Annotated in this window: 13 protein-coding genes; 5 read left to right on the top strand and 8 right to left on the bottom strand. The window is 67.8% G+C overall.

What is annotated here, in order from left to right; genetic code table 11:
* Positions 1–33: 33 nt before the first annotated feature.
* Positions 34–657: a hypothetical protein gene (locus OVA31_RS24555; protein WP_267629113.1), complete on the top strand. Its 624-nt coding sequence runs from the start codon at positions 34–36 to the stop codon at positions 655–657.
* A gap of 12 nt (positions 658–669) precedes the next feature.
* Here the strand turns inward: OVA31_RS24555 and OVA31_RS24550 are convergent, their stop codons facing one another.
* Positions 670–2,289 (bottom strand): FAD-dependent monooxygenase, encoded by a 1,620-nt coding sequence (locus OVA31_RS24550; protein WP_267629112.1) that lies wholly within the window; start codon positions 2,287–2,289, stop codon positions 670–672.
* Between the two features lie 166 nt (positions 2,290–2,455).
* Between OVA31_RS24550 and OVA31_RS24545 the strand changes: the two genes are divergently transcribed.
* Positions 2,456–4,843 (top strand): Tex family protein, encoded by a 2,388-nt coding sequence (locus tag OVA31_RS24545; protein WP_267631702.1) that lies wholly within the window; start codon positions 2,456–2,458, stop codon positions 4,841–4,843.
* A 13-nt stretch (positions 4,844–4,856) separates the two neighbouring features.
* Here OVA31_RS24545 and OVA31_RS24540 read toward each other — a convergent pair whose 3' ends face one another.
* Positions 4,857–6,233: a DUF4185 domain-containing protein gene (locus OVA31_RS24540; RefSeq protein ID WP_267629111.1), complete on the bottom strand. Its 1,377-nt coding sequence runs from the start codon at positions 6,231–6,233 to the stop codon at positions 4,857–4,859.
* A gap of 123 nt (positions 6,234–6,356) precedes the next feature.
* Entirely contained in the window at positions 6,357–6,758 is a 402-nt protein-coding gene (locus OVA31_RS24535) for an SRPBCC family protein (RefSeq protein ID WP_267629110.1), read from the bottom strand.
* A 34-nt stretch (positions 6,759–6,792) separates the two neighbouring features.
* Here OVA31_RS24535 and OVA31_RS24530 point away from each other — a divergent pair, with 34 nt between their 5' ends.
* Positions 6,793–7,608: a shikimate 5-dehydrogenase gene (locus OVA31_RS24530; RefSeq protein ID WP_267629109.1), complete on the top strand. Its 816-nt coding sequence runs from the start codon at positions 6,793–6,795 to the stop codon at positions 7,606–7,608.
* A 16-nt stretch (positions 7,609–7,624) separates the two neighbouring features.
* On the opposite strand, the gene OVA31_RS24525 is transcribed toward OVA31_RS24530, so the two are convergent.
* Positions 7,625–8,464 (bottom strand): arylamine N-acetyltransferase family protein, encoded by an 840-nt coding sequence (locus OVA31_RS24525; protein ID WP_267629108.1) that lies wholly within the window; start codon positions 8,462–8,464, stop codon positions 7,625–7,627.
* Between the two features lie 192 nt (positions 8,465–8,656).
* Here OVA31_RS24525 and OVA31_RS24520 point away from each other — a divergent pair, with 192 nt between their 5' ends.
* Complete coding sequence (locus OVA31_RS24520) at positions 8,657–9,721, top strand: fatty acid desaturase family protein (protein WP_267629107.1); 1,065 nt, start codon at positions 8,657–8,659, stop codon at positions 9,719–9,721.
* A gap of 19 nt (positions 9,722–9,740) precedes the next feature.
* Here the strand turns inward: OVA31_RS24520 and poxB are convergent, their stop codons facing one another.
* The gene (gene poxB, locus OVA31_RS24515) at positions 9,741–11,477 is read right to left on the bottom strand and encodes a ubiquinone-dependent pyruvate dehydrogenase (RefSeq protein WP_267629106.1); all 1,737 of its coding nucleotides are present in this window, start codon (positions 11,475–11,477) and stop codon (positions 9,741–9,743) included.
* Positions 11,478–11,659: 182 nt separating this feature from the next.
* Here poxB and OVA31_RS24510 point away from each other — a divergent pair, with 182 nt between their 5' ends.
* Entirely contained in the window at positions 11,660–11,797 is a 138-nt protein-coding gene (locus OVA31_RS24510) for a hypothetical protein (RefSeq protein WP_267629105.1), read from the top strand.
* Here the strand turns inward: OVA31_RS24510 and OVA31_RS24505 are convergent.
* The 3 genes from OVA31_RS24505 to OVA31_RS24495 form a co-directional block, all read right to left on the bottom strand.
* Positions 11,794–12,192 carry a hypothetical protein gene (locus tag OVA31_RS24505; protein ID WP_267629104.1) on the bottom strand — a complete coding sequence of 133 codons (399 nt, stop codon included), beginning with the start codon at positions 12,190–12,192 and terminating at the stop codon, positions 11,794–11,796. The two genes, OVA31_RS24510 and OVA31_RS24505, sit on opposite strands and share 4 nt — an antisense overlap.
* Before the next feature lie 27 nt (positions 12,193–12,219).
* A complete protein-coding gene (locus OVA31_RS24500) occupies positions 12,220–13,653 on the bottom strand; it encodes an FAD-binding oxidoreductase (protein WP_267629103.1) in 1,434 nt (477 codons plus the stop codon).
* 170 nt (positions 13,654–13,823) lie between these two features.
* Positions 13,824–17,000 carry a BTAD domain-containing putative transcriptional regulator gene (locus tag OVA31_RS24495; RefSeq protein ID WP_267629102.1) on the bottom strand — a complete coding sequence of 1,059 codons (3,177 nt, stop codon included), beginning with the start codon at positions 16,998–17,000 and terminating at the stop codon, positions 13,824–13,826.
* Between the last annotated feature and the right edge of the window lie 50 nt (positions 17,001–17,050).

Raw genomic sequence — 17,050 nt, 5'->3', positions numbered from 1 at the left:
CGATCCGAAGCCGGGTTCACTGCAGTGGTGATCATGACCCGACTTCGGGGAGTCGTGGCCGCGAGCGTGCTCGCCGCGTTGCTCGGCTCCGCTTTCGCCGCCGCTCCCGTCTCCGCTGCTCCGTCGAATCCACTGACACCCAACCGGACCGCACCCGATGGGCGATGTGTCGTCGCGAAGGACGATGCCCAGGAAACTGTCGATGCACTGCAACATCGGTGCACGAGTCGGCAGATCCTCGACCTGTTCGCCTCGGCGAAGGTGGGCGATGTGCCGACCGGGCGCAAGGCGATCGCGCTCCTGCCGGCGTTCCAGCTCGGCGGACGGCTCCTGCCATACGGCGTCGCCCGCACCATGACCACTGCGCAGAGCACACTCGGCGACTCCCTGACCTTCACGACCGGTCCCGGTGGCAGACCGTGGGTGTACAAGAACTACATCTGGGGGCGCGACGCGGGTGGCCCGCTCACCCCGGGTCTCTCACGGCTGGACCACAAGCCGGTCTGGACCGCGGACTTCTCGCGGGATTTCGCTGGTGTCCCGATCAGCATCCACGAGTACCGACAGCTCACCCCGGGTGTGTGGATCGGCCGTGATATCGGCGGCGGCTCGTCGACGTCGTCGCGGCCGACCGGCGGGGCCATCGCCGTCAGCTGACCCGGCGGTCGATCAACGGAACGTGAGACCGAGGTGCTCGGTCATCGACGTGCCGTCACCCACCGGACCGCGATAGCCGAGGTATCCGTCGGGGCGGACGATGAACACCGTGTCACCGTCGGGCCGGTAGGCCGCGGCGAACCGTCCGTCGACGTCCCGGATGAGAGGTAGTTCCGTACTGGCCACCTGGGCCTCGGGAGAGGCCACGAGGTACACATCGAGGTGCCCGCGGGTCGCGCCGGTGGCGTCGGCGGCCAGCGTCTCGAACATCGCGACGTCGGCCGGACCGGCGGTGTCTCCCGCGTACAGGATCGCCGTGTGGTCGAGTCGGCCGAGGAGCGAGTAGAGGCGGATCGGGAAGTTGACCACCTCCCGGGCGAGCCCCGCCGCATCCGGGGCGCGTTCGCCGGGTTGCGGCCCGGTGGCATCGGCAGGCGCGACCGCGACGATCGGACTGCCCGCATAGCTCAGCAGCAACTGCGCCTCACGACGCATGACGTAACTCGGGTCCGAAGAATCGGCGCCGATACCCTCACGTGCGCTGCGGACGGTCCGGCCGACCACTTCCTCGCCGATCGGCCGGCGTTCGGCGTCATAGCTGTCGATCAGGCCGTCGGCCGCGGCACCGTCGATCGCCAGCGCTAGCTTCCAGGCGAGGTTGTGGGCGTCCTGGATTCCGGTGTTCATCCCCTGGGCGCCGGTTGGTGGGTGGATGTGTGCGGCATCGCCTGCGACGAACACCCGCCCCCGGGAGTAGGCATCGACGATCCGGTGGCTGATCCGGAAGACCGAGGACCATCGGAGGTCGGAGACCGTCGCGGGTTCGGGGGAGAGGCGGTCGACGACGGCCTGGATGTGCGACAACTCCGGCGTACGGGTGCCCTCGAACCCGTGCGCCACACCGTCTGCCGACGACGAGGGGCCGGTCGACAATTCGTCGGGCACCAACATCGACATGCGATACCGTCCGCGGCCCGGGAGAGGGATACAGACGAGTAGGTCGTCGGTGACGCCATCGGTCTGGTGCATGGAACGGACGCCGTATCCGCGCGGCTGCGACCAGTCCACCGCCACATCGCCCAGCATGTACTGCTCGTCGAAAGCCGCGCCCTCGAACGCGAGACCGAGGGTCTTGCGCACGATGCTGTGCGCCCCGTCTGCTCCGATGAGAAAGGAGACCCGGGTGGTCTCGTCGCCGCCGGGGCCGGTCAGCGTCGCCGTGACACCGTCGGGATCCTGCGTGAAACCGGAGAGGCGAACGCCGCGTTCGATCCGGGTGTCCAGGGCGGTCAGCCGTTCCCGTAGCACCCGCTCGGTCTCGTACTGCGGAATCGAGTGGAACCGGAACGGGACGTCCTCGGGCAGCACCAGGTCGACACGCATCACCTCGGTGCCGTTGACGAAGACGATCTGTCCACGCATCTCGGTGCCCGCGTCGAGGATCTCCCGCAGCACGCCCATGCCCTCGAACACCTCGAGAGTGCGGGCCTGGACTCCCACGGCCTTCGCGTACTGCGGTGGTTCCAGCAGTGGGTCGACGATGCGAACCCGCACCCCGCGTCTGCGCAACTCGATCGCGGCCGTCAGACCGATCGGTCCCGCGCCTGCGATGAGAACGTCGGCGTCGTTCATCTGTCTGACCTCCGGGTGGTCGCAACGGCAGACCGATTATCGCCCGATCGCCCCTGCCGGCGGGCGGTTTGTCCCATCTGCGGCCGACTCGACTCACGCCGGTGGAGCCTGCGGGTCGTTGTCCGACGACTTCGGTAGGGTCCTGCGAGTGAAATCGAGCTCAGCTGTGAAGTCCGTGAACACACGCCTCGCCGAGGAGTTGTCGGTCGGGGAGGGGCAGGTCGCCGCCGCGGTGCGGCTGCTCGACGACGGCTCGACCGTGCCGTTCATCGCCCGTTATCGCAAGGAGGTCACCGGCAGCCTCGACGACGCCCAGCTTCGGACGCTCGACGAGCGTCTGCGGTATCTGCGCGAACTCGACGAACGACGAGACGCCGTGCTCGCGTCGATCGACGAACAGGGCAAGCTCACCGACGAACTCCGATCCGCGTTGTTGGTCGCCGAGACCAAGGCCCGGGTGGAGGACATCTACCTCCCGTACAAGCCGAAACGACGGACGAAGGCGCAGATCGCGCGCGAAGCGGGCCTCGAGCCACTCGCCGATCGACTGCTGGCGGATCCGTCGACGGTCCCCGACGATGCGGCGGCGGAGTTCGTGGGCGAGGGCGTCGCCGACGCGACCGCCGCGCTCGACGGTGCCCGCCAGATCCTCGTCGAGCGCGCATCCGAAGACGCCGAACTGGTCGGCGCGATCCGCGAGCGGTTCTGGGCCGACGGCTCGATGCGCACCGCCGCGCGGTCCGAGACCGCCGCGACATCGCCCGGGGCCCAGAAGTTCCGGGACTACTTCGATTTCGCCGAGCCGCTGGACTCGATGCCCTCGCATCGGGTCCTCGCGGTCCTGCGTGGCGAGAAAGAAGACGCGCTGACGCTGACGCTCGACGGTGGCGAGGATGACGGCTACCAGGCGATGGTCGCGGCGACGCTGGGTATCGACGCGTCGAATCCGGGTCCGGCGACGCCGTGGCTGGTGGGCACCGCTCGGTGGGCGTGGCGGACCAAGCTGATGGTGTCCGCGTCCATCGAGGCACGGGTCCGGCTGCGCCAGCGCGCCGAGGCCGACGCCGTGACGGTGTTCGCGACGAATCTGAAGGATCTCCTGCTGGCCGCGCCCGCGGGTACCCGGCCGACGCTCGGTCTGGATCCGGGCTTCCGCACGGGGGTCAAGGTAGCGGTGGTCGACGCCACCGGGAAGGTTCTCGACACCTGTGCCATCTATCCGCATCAGCCACAGAAGCAGTGGGACCAGGCCAAGGCCACGCTCGCCGCTCTCGTCGCGCGGCACGGCGTGGAACTGGTGGCGATCGGCAACGGCACCGCCTCGCGTGAAACCGACGCGCTGGCAACCGAACTGATCGACGACATCCGGAAGGCGGGCGCGCAGGCGCCGGCCAAGGCGATCGTCAGCGAGGCCGGTGCGTCGGTGTACTCGGCGTCGGAGTACGCGTCGCACGAGCTGCCCCAGCTCGACGTGTCGCTGCGCGGCGCGGTGTCCATCGCGCGTCGCCTGCAGGACCCGCTCGCGGAATTGGTGAAGATCGATCCCAAGTCGATCGGTGTCGGGCAGTATCAGCACGACGTCACCCCGGGCACTCTTGCTCGCAGTCTCGACGCCGTGGTGGAAGACGCCGTGAACGCGGTGGGTGTCGACCTGAACACGGCGTCGGTGCCACTGCTGTCGCGGGTGTCGGGGGTGACCCCCACGCTGGCCACGGCGATCGTCGCGCACCGCGACAGCGTCGGCCCGTTCCGTAGCCGGGGCGGACTGCTCGACGTGTCGCGCCTGGGGCCCAAGGCATTCGAACAATGTGCCGGATTCCTTCGGATCCGCGACGGCGACGACCCGCTGGACTCAACGGGTGTGCACCCCGAGTCGTACCCGGTGGTCAGGCGCATTCTGGATCGCTCCGGCCTCGCGATCGCCGAACTCATCGGCGACGAGCGTGCGCTACGCGGTCTGCGCCCGGCCGATTTCGCCGACGAGCGCTTCGGTCTCCCGACCGTGACGGACATTCTCGCCGAACTCGAGAAGCCGGGGCGTGATCCACGTCCCGCGTTCGCCACCGCGACGTTCGCCGCGGGTGTGGAGAAGGTCGCACACCTCGAACCGGGGATGGTGCTCGAAGGTGTGGTCACCAACGTCGCGGCGTTCGGCGCCTTTGTCGACGTCGGTGTCCATCAGGACGGTTTGGTCCATGTCTCCGCGATGTCTGATCGGTTCGTGTCGGATCCGCACGAGGTGGTCCGCTCCGGGCAGGTGGTGCGGGTCAAGGTCATCGAGGTCGACGTGGATCGCCAACGTATCGGTCTGAGTCTGCGGCTCGACGACGAGGCTCGCGGGAGTGGCCGTGCCAAGCAGGCGAAGGCAGGCGGTGGTGATCGCAAGCCCGACCGCGGCGGACAGCAGGGGGGCCGGCGCGAAGGAGAGCAGGGCGGGCGGCGCGAGAACCGGGCACAGAAGAACGGTCGCCGCGACAACTCCGGTCGCGCACAGCGTGATCGGCCCAGCGGGTCGATGGCGCAGGCGTTGCGCGATGCCGGATTCGGTCGCTAGCCGAGTAGCTGCTTCAGGGGCGCGCCCCGGGCACCCGGCTGAGGTTTGTCTTCAGGAGCATCACGTTGTAGTCGCTCCAGCGCGATGCGTTGAAGTACAGGTCTGGGGAATTTCCCTGTAGCGCAGGGGAGTCGGGCAGCATCATCGGGCCGTACAGCACCACGGCGCCCGAGGGGACGATGGTGCGGGGTGTGCTCCACGGGCCCTGGGGATGGTCGGCGGTACGGAGACGGATGTCGTTCTGGCCGTCGAGCATCACGTACTTCTTCAGGTACGGGCTCCAGGCCACCGAGAGCTCCGTCACGGGAGCGGGCACGACGATCGCCGATCCGTCGTCGGGGATCTGGGCGATGTCGTCGACCCACCCGCGGGTGGCGCCGGCCCAGTACTGATAACGGTCGAGGGCGAGGATGTCCTCGGGTGCGAACCTGGCGAGGAAGGCGGCGCCGAATCTGCCGTTTGGTGTGCCGAACTGATAGATGTAGCCCTTCTCGTCGGTCGAGTCCGGCCGACCGCGGACGTACGCGCCCTGCTGGAACTTGCCGTTGTTGTACTCGACCGGGGCGAGGTCTCCGGGCAGTGCGAGCGAGACTGGTGCGTTGATCAGGATGGTGCTCTGATCGGTGGTCCAGGTCTGCCCGTTGTCGTCGGAATAGGCGACCGCGGAGAAGTTGGTGACCCAGTTTCCGGCGGTTCCCCACGAGCGCACCGACATGTAGTTGATGTACTGGCGGAACCCACCGCCGCGCGGTAGCGCGATCGCGGCGGTCGGGATGGTGGTGACCTCGACGTTGCTGATACCGAGCGCCGGGATGAGTTGCTGCGCGAAGTTCGGCTGCCCTGGCGCGATGACCGACCCCGAGGACGCATTCCCGGCCACGCCGTCAGGGACGCGTATGCCATCGGTGAGCTGATTGTCGTCGGTGCGAAGGAGTACATTGTGACGCCATTGCTGGCCGGAGACGTTGCAGTTCCCGAACGTGTCGCCGAAAGCCATCAGTGTCTGTCCACGCCCGTTGTCCCAGCTGATGCCGAGGTCGGTGCCGCTGATCCCGAAACGACTGAACGTGCGGTTGCTGCTGAGTGGTCCGGTCACCCACCCGATGGTTCGGGTGCTGGATCCGATGAACGGGATGAGGGGGCCTTGCGGACCGATGTTCGGAATATCCGAACTCCCCGATGACCCGCTCGACCCGAGGGAACCGCTGGAGCCCAGCGAACCGCTCGAACCCAGCGAACCGTTGCCGAGAAGACTCGATCCGAAGCCACCGTTGCCGCACGGGGCCGCGTCGGCGGTGCCTGCGCCATGGGTCATCGCCAGAATCGATGCCGAGGCGGCCAGGGCTCCGACGAGGGCGATCCGAGCACCCTGCGTGAGGCGTCGCCGCACGTTTACCTCCAGAAAAGATGGATGTCACCAATGTGACTGATGAGGTAATTGTGACGTATGTGACTCGGGATCACGGCACGAGCCGGTCACGATCGCGTATCGCCTCGCGGAGGCGGCCGGGGATCAGGCTTTGCCGGTCACTGCCGCGCGGAGGGCGACCAGATCGCGCTCCACTGCTGCGCAGTCGGCTGCGAACTCGTCGTCGGTCAGGTCGCGTTGCCGGACCGTGAAGACCACCTCGGAGCCATCCGGATGACCGATGACCCGTAACGGGTTGGCGACGACCATGCCGTCGGGCAGGGTCACGTCGTGATCGAGGATCCCGTACGGATTCGGCGGGGCGAACCGCACGATCACCTCGCCCATCGGAGATTCGGCGACCAGCGCATCGCCGTCGCGACGGACGCCTGCGGCCAGGCCCGCCGCCCAGGTGGGGAGATTCTCCGGATCTGCCGCGAAGGCATAGACGTCTGCTGCCGAAGCCGGTATGACGACGGACAGGTGCCGACTCTGCATCTCGGTCATGGGCGAGAGCCTAGCGCCGGATTACTGTGAGTTCATGCCCATCCTGAACAAGGACATGACGGTGTGCATCTCACTCGCAGGCCGCCCGTCGAACATCGGCACGCGATTTCACAACCACCTCTACGACGAACTGGGCCTCAACTACATCTACAAGGCGTTCAGCACTGACGACATCGAGGGTGCCGTCCGGGGCGTGCGTGCCCTCGGCATCCGCGGCTGCTCGGTGTCGATGCCGTTCAAAGAGGCCGTCATCCCGCTCGTCGACGTGCTGGAGGAATCCGCGTCGGCGATCGAATCGGTCAACACCATCGTCAACGACGGCGGCACGCTCACCGCCTCGAACACCGACTACGAGGCGGTCGCGACGCTCGTCGCCGAACACGGCCTCGACCCGGGTGCGACAGTGGCCGTCCGCGGCTCGGGCGGCATGGCCAAGGCGGTGGTGGCAGCGTTTCGGGGGGCCGGATTCGACGATGTCACGGTGATCGCTCGCAACGCAGTCGCCGGCACGGCGCTGGCGGAGAAGTACGGGTACGCATACACCGCGGACGAACCCCCGTCGGAAACGTCCGTGCTGGTGAACGTGACGCCGCTGGGCATGCACGGCGCGGACGAGGACGCGCTGTCGTTCGCCCGGGACCGGATCGAGGCGGCCGACGTGGTGTTCGACGTCGTCGCTTTCCCCGCGGACACGCCCCTGATCCGAACGGCCAGGGACGAGGGTAAGCGGGTCATCAGCGGGGCGGAGGTCATCGCCCTCCAGGCCGCGCGGCAGTTCGAGCGCTACACCGGGGTCACGATCACTCGGGAGCAGGTCGCGCGGGCGTCGGAGTTCTCCCGCGCAGGGTGAGGCGCGACGACGCTCGTCACCTGTCGAGCACGGCTCCGATACGGGCCTCGAGGCCGGCGATCCCGCTGATGTCGATACCGAAGGTGTCGACGAGCAGGTCGAGCACATCGTGGGTCGTTGCGAGCGCGCGTTTCTCGCCCGAACCGTCCGGCCGGTGGATCGCGAGATCGCGACCACGAAGATTCCACCGCGCGTCGTCGACGATCATGCACGCGGACAATCCGGTGCGGAAGTGCGAGCCCGGGTGCGTGGACGCGAACCAGCTGCCGACCACGCTGTCGATCTCGGGCCGGGGGCGCGGACCGAACAGATACAGAGGGTGCCAACGTCCACCGACCATCGATTCCATCGTGCGGAACCGGTCGTCGGGTCCGGCGCTGATACGGAACGGCTCGAGATCGGTGTTCTGCGGTTCGTCCATCGTGAACCGCAAGGGGGCGGTTGGTGTCTGGCCTCCGAACCCGACATCCACGAGATACGGCTGTGGGTCGCCGGGGATCTCGACGGCGAGGAGCTGATGAGTCTCCGCGGGTAGCGGACCGGGCTCCTTCATCCACACGACGCGCCCCGCGAGCGGATCGACCCGATAGCCGAGGGCGTCGAGAACGTGCCGGAACAGGCCGTTGTGCTCATAACAGAACCCGCCCCGGCGCCGTCGGACGAGTTTGTCCTGAAGGCTTTCGGCGTCGAGTCGTTCGACTGCGGTTCCGGTCAGCGGATCGAGGTTCTCGAACGGGATCCGACGAACGTGGGCTGCCACCAGACCCGCCAGGTTCGGAAGTGAGGGAGTCCGGTCACCGGAATACCCGATACGTCGAAGATAGGCATCGACATCGACCTCGACGGAAGCGCTCATGGCACCATCGTCGCATCACGCGCTCATGACGAGTCCGGCGATCGCGGACGACGTGGGGTCCGGTCGTCTGGCACACTTGTGGGTGCCGACGTGATGCATTGCTTTTAGCTGGTCATGACTCTCGTGCGCGCCCCTTCACGGACCGACCCTCCGTGGCGCCAAGGCTCCGAGCAGAAAGCAACGAGGCGCATCGTGTCGAACTCGAACGGTTCCACCCTTGCCCGTAACCGATTTGTCAGTTCGTACTCCGATCTGGTGGCCGAGGTTCGTGACACCGGACTCCTCGAACGTCGGCGCACCTATTACGTCATCCGGATCGCCGCCACGATCGCCGCCTTCGTCGCGGTCTGGGCGGGCGTCGTGATGATCGGGGATTCGTGGTGGCAGCTGGCGCTCGCAGCGGCGCTGGCCGTGATCAGCACGCAGTTCGGCTTCCTCGGTCACGACGGAGCACATCGCCAGATGTTCGCATCGGCGTCGGCCAACGAGTGGACCGCCCGGATCGTCGCGGGTGCGTTCGCCGGGTTGTCGCTGCACTGGTGGCGGGCCAAGCACAACCGACATCACAAGGCGCCCAACCAGATCGGTGTCGATCCCGACATCGCACCCGGACCGATCGTGTTCGTGCCTGCCGACGCGGAGGACCGCACCGGCATCAGCGGCTGGTTCACGCGGCACCAGGGATGGCTCTTCTTCCCGCTGGTGACACTCGAGGGTGTCGCTCTGCACATCTCCAGCATCCAGGGGCTGATCGGGCGCGCGCCGGTGGCGCATCGCGTGCTGGAACTCGCCCTGATCGTTGGCCGGCTGTTGTTCGGGTTGGTCCTGCCGCTGGTGCTGATGCCGTTGCCGATCGCCGCCGCGTTCATCATCGTCCACCTGGCCCTGTTCGGCTTACTGCTCGGCGGCTCCTTCGCGCCCAATCACAAAGGGATGCCGTTGGTACCCAAGGACATGCGGGTGGACTTCCTGCGGCGCCAGGTGCTGATGTCGCGCAACATCCGGGGTGGCCGATTCACCGATTTCATGATGGGCGGCCTCAACTACCAGATCGAGCACCATCTGTTCCCGAGTATGCCGCGGCCGAACCTGGCCAAGGTGCAGCCGCTGGTTCGCGCCCACTGCGCGCGTCACGGGGTGACCTATACGGAGACGTCGCTCGTGGGTTCCTACGCGATCGTCATCCGCTATCTGAACCAGGCCGGTCTCGGTGAGCGTGACCCGTTCACCTGCCCGCTCGTCCAAACCTACCGCTGACCCCCGCGGTCGGCAGTTCTCAGTCGAACAGTCGCCGGAACAGGTTGGTCTCCGCCAGGTCGACGAGTTCATCGCCGCGACCGGACATGACGGTGCGCAAGGCGTAGAGGGTGAATCCCTTGGCCTGCGCGGCGGTCACCGTCGGCGGGATCGAGAGTTCCTGCCGGGCGGTCACGACATCCAACAGGGCAGGCCCGTCGTGCTCGAGGAAGGCTCGGACCGTGCCGGGCAGATCGTCCGGTTGCTCGACCCGGCGTCCGAAGATGCCCACCGCGGAGGCGAGTTCGGCGAAGTTCGGATTGTCGAGCTGTGTCCCGTAGTTCACGAAACCGGCCGCCTTCATCTCCACCTCGACGAAGTTGAGTGACGAGTTGTTGAACACCACGATCTTCACGGGAAGCTTGTTCTGCGTGATCGTCAGCAACTCACCGAGCAACATCGTGAGCCCGCCGTCGCCGGCGAGCGCGATGACCTGACGCCCCGGGTACGCCGACTGCGCGCCGACGGCCTGCGACACCGCATTGGCCATGCTGCCGTGCGAGAACGACCCGATGAGTCGGCGTCGCCCATTCATCCTCAGGTATCGCGCGGCCCACACCACCGGTGACCCGACGTCGGGGATGAAGACCGCGTCGTCGCTCGCCAGGTCACTGATCAGCCGGGCCAGGTACTGAGGATGGATCGGCTGCCGGTTGCGGTCGTTGTCGGCGAGTTCGTCGAGGCTCTCGCGAGCCTTCACATAGTGCCGGCGCGCGGATCGGAGGTGGTCGGAACCACGGTTGCGGTCGATCAACGGCGCCAGCCGGGGGATGGTGTCGGCGACACTGCCCACCAGGCCGAGGTCGACCGGGGTACGCCGACCGATCTGCTCGCCCCGGATGTCGACCTGGATGATGGTGGCCTTGGACGGATAGAACTGCTGGTAAGGGAAATCGGTCCCCAGCATCAGCAGGGCGTCACATTTCTCGATGGCCCGATAGCCCGAGGAGAAGCCCAGCAATCCGGTCATCCCGACGTCGTACGGATTGTCGTATTCGACGAACTCCTTACCGCGTAGTGCGTGGACGACCGGCGCCTGCAACGCCCCCGCGAGCTCGACCACCTCGTCGTGCGCCCCGGCGACGCCCGCTCCGGCGAGGATGGTCACGGCTTGCGCCATGTTGAGAATGCCTGCGGCAGCGGTCAACCCGTCGTCGGTGGGCGCGACGACCCGGTCGACCCGGCGGATCGGCGCTCCGGCACGGCGATTCGCGCCTTTCGCCAAGAAGATCTCGCCCGGGATCACCAGCACGGCGACGTCGCTGGTCTCGACGGCGGTTCGCATCGCGATGTCGAGCAGGCGCGGCAACTGCTCAGGAGTGCTGACCATCTCACAGAATGCGCTGCACTCGACGAACAGCCGCTCCGGATGGGTCTCCTGAAAATACGTGCTGCCGATCTCGGGTGCCGGGATGTGTGCCGCGATCGCGAGCACCGGCACCCGACTGCGGTGGGCGTCGAACAACCCGTTGATGAGATGGAGATTGCCGGGGCCGCAACTACCCGCACAGACCGCCAGATCGCCGGTCAGGGCTGCGTCGGCGGCGGCCGCGAAGGCCGCGCCCTCCTCGTGGCGCGCGTGCTGCCAGGAAATGGTGCCGTCGCGGCGCAGGGCGTCGGTGAAACCGTTGAGCGAATCGCCCGGAATGCCGTACACGCGGCTGACCCCGGAGTTCTTCAGCGACTCGATGATGTTGTCCGCCAGGGTTGTTGCCATGGGCGTGTCCTTTCGGCAGGGAGTTCGACGATGGTCGGTCGTTCTCTCTCGGCCCCCGTCTGCGCCCCCTCGGTCCCGATGCTACCCGAGCAATTCGGGGGTGTCGGCCACATGACGTGAGTACCCTGGGCGGTCAGTGATCGGTGTCGGCGAGGGTCGATGCCGGATTGAGGCGGTGGCAGATGGGCACATTCAGGGTGACGGGCAAGATCCGGGTCACCGGACGGGTCCGCGTCTCCGGGCTCGACCGACTGAGGCGACGCCGCGCCGCAAAGGACCCGAGCCCGTCCGCGGCGCGTGATCCGAGGTCCGCGACCTAGCGGGTCCCTTCCGTCGAGAGCGCAGACGGGCCGAACACCTGCGCGCCGAGGGCTTGCACCCGCCTGCGGAGCTCGCGATCGGCGGTCACCACGATCCGTCGCCGATCGGGGTGCTCGGCGACGAACTCGACGATGCGGTCGTCCCCGGAGCCCGACGCCGGGATCGTGGTCACCGTGGCCGACGAAGACACCTGCCGCGCCTGCCCTTCCACGATCATCACCACCTCGACCGGGCCGTCGACCTGGGGCATCCCGGTGGCAGCGAGCCCCGACAGCCGGTCGCGCAGCCGTTCGGTTGCTCCACGCCGGTCACGCCACCAGCCATCGGGGACCGATCCGACGACGTTGGCCGCATCGACGATGATCACCGGGATCCGAGGGGTAGCCGAGGTCATGGTTCCATCAAGCCACACTGCACGCCCTCAGACGAGGGAGACACCGTGACAGAACCGATTCTCCGGGTCGAGCGCTGCCTTGATCGCGGCCAGCCGGCGCCGATTCGCCTCGCTGAACGCGCTCGCGGAACGTTCCGACTTCTCGTCGCCTTCCAGAAAGTTCAGGTAGGCCGCGCCGGTCACGAACGGAGCCAACGCCTCCCGGGTGAGGCGCAACGCGGATTCGACGGCCAGCGCGAGCTGCGGGTCGGGCACGATCGAGGCGACCTCCAGCAGGAAGGTGCCGTCGCGTCCTCGGTCGTTCGGCGAGGCTGCCGCTCCACGTGACACGGCGCCACCGGCGTGGCGGATCTCGGCGAACAGGATCAGCGGCATCGCACCGGGGCTCGGGAGCACCCGGGACGCGAGGATGTCGATGGCCTCGCCGGTGAGTTCGTCCATCCATTCGGTCGTCACCATCGCGGGTACCGGATCGGTCGGGTCCATGCTGATCGCGTCCGCTGCAGTGAACGGCATCTCGCCCCACATGTCGACATCGGGAGACTTCCAGTTCCGCCATTCGTCGATCAGGTTCCTGCCGATGTCCAGGTCGCCTGCCCAGCAACCGCGGATCATCGTGAAACTCTTGCCGCGGAAGGGTTCCGGCACGATGTCGAGAGGCGGGAAGTTCATCAGCGTCACCGCCGACGTCAGATCCTCGGACTGATCCGGGGCCCACTCGGAGAATCTCCGCATGATTTCCGGGGCATCCTCGGCGGGGTAGAACAGATTGCCTGCGTAGACCGTCGTGACCGGGAACAGGTCGATCACCACATCCGTGACCACTCCGATGCTGCCTGCGCCACCTCCCTTGAGGGCCCAGAAGATGTCGGGATGGCTGGTGGCGCTGACCCGCAGGGGATTGCCGTCGGGGGTCACCAGGTCGAACGATCGCACGGCATCCGAGGCGAGTCCGTACTTGCGTCCGAGCCAGCCGAAGCCACCTCCGAGGGTGTAGCCGACCACCCCGACGTCGGTGGTCGACCCGAGAAGCGGAGCGAGGCCGTGACTCTGTGCCTGCTCGAGCACGGGGGCCCATTTGGCGCCGGCGCCGACCGTGGCGGTTCGTGCGATGGGATCGATGCTCACATCGGCCATCTCGGAGGTGTTGATCAGCAATGCACCGTCGGCCGACGGTCCGGGGCCGTGACCGGTCGCCTGGATCGCGACGCGCAGTCCCTCCGAGGCCGCGAATCGGACCGCTTCGGCGACGTCGAAGCGGTTGGACGGCACGGCGATCACGGCGGGCCGATGATCCGACAGCAGGTTGAAACCGCTGCGGGCCGCGTCGTAGCCGGCGTCGTCCGGGCCGTGCACGGCGCCGGAGATGCGGTCGGCCAGGTCGGCGAGCACCGAGGTACGGGCGCGAACGGTCAGGCCCGAATCGCCGGTCGGGGACGGGGAGGTGGTCTGGATCGTCATGGATGGTTCCTCACTGTGTGCCGGCGTCGCCGGCGCGGTCGGGTCCGGTGTACCGGATGTGAAGAACTCTCGTCGCGGGCGCTTGAAGGTCACTTGGAACCGACTTGGATCTCGGTCGAGATCCCGTAATTTCCTGATCAGCGGCGTTTCAGGGCTGTTCGGGTGCCGGTTCAGCGAGGGGATGACGTGTAGCCGTGGTCGGCGGCGAAGGCGTCGATCCGGGTGACCAGGGCGGTCGCCTCCTGAGCAGTGGCGACTCGGCGTGCCTCACAGAGCATGTCCTGGACCGTGCCCGCCGGGTGATCGGCGGCGTGCTGATACTCGGCGCACACCAGGAGCCGATGCGCGTCCGGATAGCGCTCCCCGGTGGTTCGGGCGAAGTTCTCGGCCTGCTCGAGAAGAGCCGGGACGCGGTTCAACGTGCCTGCTGCGACGAGTGCCTCTGCGTGCAGGGCGAACCAGAGCCCGAGTCCGGTACGCTCCCCGCGCGCGGTCGGCGCCAGCCGTTCGATGCGGTCGAGGGCGTCTGCGGGATCATCGCCGAGGGCGCGCGACCACCAATACAGTCGCTCGCCGCCGTGCCGTAGATACTCGAGCGCGCTGTGGGTCGGAGCGGAGAGCAGTCGTTCGCCGGCGTCGCGCGCCCAGTCCACGTCGCCTGCGAGGGCGGCAGCCGTCACCGCGAAGATCGCGGTCCCGAGATAGGTCGTCGGTTCGTCGGGAACGGTCTCGATCTCCTCGAACACGATGCGTCCTGCGCGTGCGTCGACGTGCAGCGTCGTGGACAGTGCGCGGAAGCCGCGCGCGATCATCATCTGGTCGCTCTGCAGGCCGTCGACACGTGTGTCGATCGGTGCGTATGCCTCGAGTATCCGAAACGCGTCGCCGATGTTCCCGCGGTCGAACAGATCGATGCCCGCGGCCTGCATCCCGAGGTGCCGGACGACCTGATCGTCGGACTGCCGGGCCCGTCTGTGCAGCTCGTCGGCGACTCGCCGTGCCTTTCGGGTGTCGGCGAGCTGTGAGTGCGCGGCGAAGCGCGCATAGTCGAGATGGGTGAGCAGTGCGGCGTTTCCGGATGCCTCGCCGAGCTCGCGTGCGCGCCGGAGGAGTTCGGCATCTGCGGCGAAGTAGCCGTTGCGGGCGACATCGGCGGCGAGCAGGGTGGTGATGGCGTCGAGTTCCAGATCGTGCTCGCCAGCCGCCCGGGCGAGCCCCGCAGCGTCGCCCAGCTGTTGCTCTGCAGTGTCGAAACTGAAGCTGCGCAGTGCAATTCGAGCAGCCGCCAACAGGGCTCGAGCAGTCCGGACGCGATCGGCCAGCGGTCCGGCCGCCCACAGATGGCCGGCGAGGCGGGCTGCCTGGCCGCCGGTCTCGAGCTCGTCGGCGACCGACAGGTGGAGCCGGTAGGCCCGGGTGGTCGGGATGTCGTCGACGATCGTCTCGCGGATCAGGTCGTGGTCGAAGGTGACGACGAACGGATCGGCCGGGTCGACATCGACCACACCTGCGACGACGGCCAGGTCGAGAGCCTCGAGCGTCATGTCCACGGTCCGGTCGGCGGCCGCGGCGAGAAGCGTGATGTCCACCCGCCGACCGATCACGGCGGCCACGTCCAGGAGGTCGGTGGTGGACGCGGGCAACGACCGCAGGCGTTCTCGGACGACGTCTCGGACCCCGGCGGGCACCGCACCGTCGCCGATGGTCCCGCGGTCGGCGAGGATGCGTGACAGTTCCCGCACGAAGAAGGCGTTGCCACCGGTCCGTGCCGCGATGGAGGCCACCGTGCCGGCCGCCGGCCATTCCCGGGTCTCTCGGCGCACCATCTCCGAGATGTCGTCGTCGGACAACGGTCCGACCTCGATCCTGCGGTGCTCCGGGAGTCGGGCGAGTGTGGCGAGCGCGTTGGTGACCGCGGCCCGCCGCGGTACGGAGCGTACCGACGCGAAGAACGTGACTCCGGGCGCGCGTCGGGCAGCCATGTGGGCGAAGAGTTCGAGCGACGCGCTGTCCGCCCATTGGAGGTCGTCGAGGACGATGATCAACAAGTGCGATCGGGCAACGCCCTCGAGCAGGTCGGCGGCCTGATCGTAGAAGCGGAATCTGGCTGTTGCATCGGGCATCTCACGTGGCGGGGGTATCACGGTCGCGCCCTGGGTGACCATTCGGCCGAGGTCACTGTCGAGAAGTTCCCCGCGCTGCGCGTCGTCGAGTTCGGGCAGAACGGCACCGAGTACCTGGACCCACGGCCACATGGACGGTGCCGCGGCATCTTCGATGCAGCGGCCCCAGAGCACGGTGAGGACGGCGGCCGCGGCCGCCCGCCCGGCGGCGGCGTCGAGCAGCGCGGTCTTGCCTGCGCCCGGCTCGCCTTCCACCACGACGATTCCGCCCGGACCGTGCAGCGACCCGAGGACCGCCCGATGGAGTACTGCCAGTTCGTCGACCCGCCCGATCAGGCTTTCGGGAAGTGCGGTGTCACGCCGCTGGGCCTGCACGCCATTGTGCTCGCGGGCACGCGGGGCGGCACTGTGGTCGGGGGCCGGCGGCGTGGCCGACAGGGGGACCGTGGCGGGTGGGTTCAGTGACGGGGCGTGATCGAGGATGTCGCGTTCGAGAGCTCGCAGCAGCGGTCCGGGATCCACACCGACCTCGTCGGCGAGGATGCGGCGCGCATCGGCAAGTGCCGCCAGTGCATCGGATTGACGGCCGAGCCGGTAGTGGGCGGTGGCCAGCAGCACCCACAGACCCTCGTCGAGGGGTGAGCGCAGGACCGCCTGCTCGAGTTCGGTGACGAGTGACCTGTTCTCACCGAGCGAGAGCCGGACGTCGTAGGAGAACTTCTGTGCCTCCGCGATCGTGCGGTCGAGATGGGCCGCCGCATCATCGCGAAAGGGCAGCCCCTCGAACTCCGGTAGCAGCGGACGGTACTGGGCGAGCGCCGTCTGCAGGACTTCTGCGGCGGTCGCGGATTCGGCGCGGCGATGGAGGTCGTGTGCGTGCGCGATCCGGCCGACGAGTTGTCGGATGTCCACATCATCGGTGTCGGCGACGAGGGCATATCCCGGTCCGCGGGTAATCAGCACCATCGACGGGGTGCGCGGCTTGCGGGCCGGCTCGAGGGCCTTGCGCAACCCGGAGATATAGGCCTGCACAGAGACTTCCGCACGGTCGGGAGCCGCCGAACCCCAGATGCCGTCGATGAGTCGATCCGTGCTGACCGGGTCCCCGTCGGCGAGAATGAGCTGCGCCAGCACCGCCCGCTGCTTACGCGTGCCGAGTTCGACGGTCTCGGAATCGATCTGCGCGCCGAGGCCGCCCAGTACCGAATACGTGAGCCGGGCCATCAGCGAGAGTCTAAACCGGATCACGGCATGCCGCCCCGGATCGACAGGGT

This window comes from Gordonia sp. SL306 (genome assembly GCF_026625785.1).
Taxonomy (GTDB): domain Bacteria; phylum Actinomycetota; class Actinomycetes; order Mycobacteriales; family Mycobacteriaceae; genus Gordonia.
Note: the sequence above shows the minus strand (reverse complement) of the source record. Positions and strands in the feature narration are given on the sequence as shown.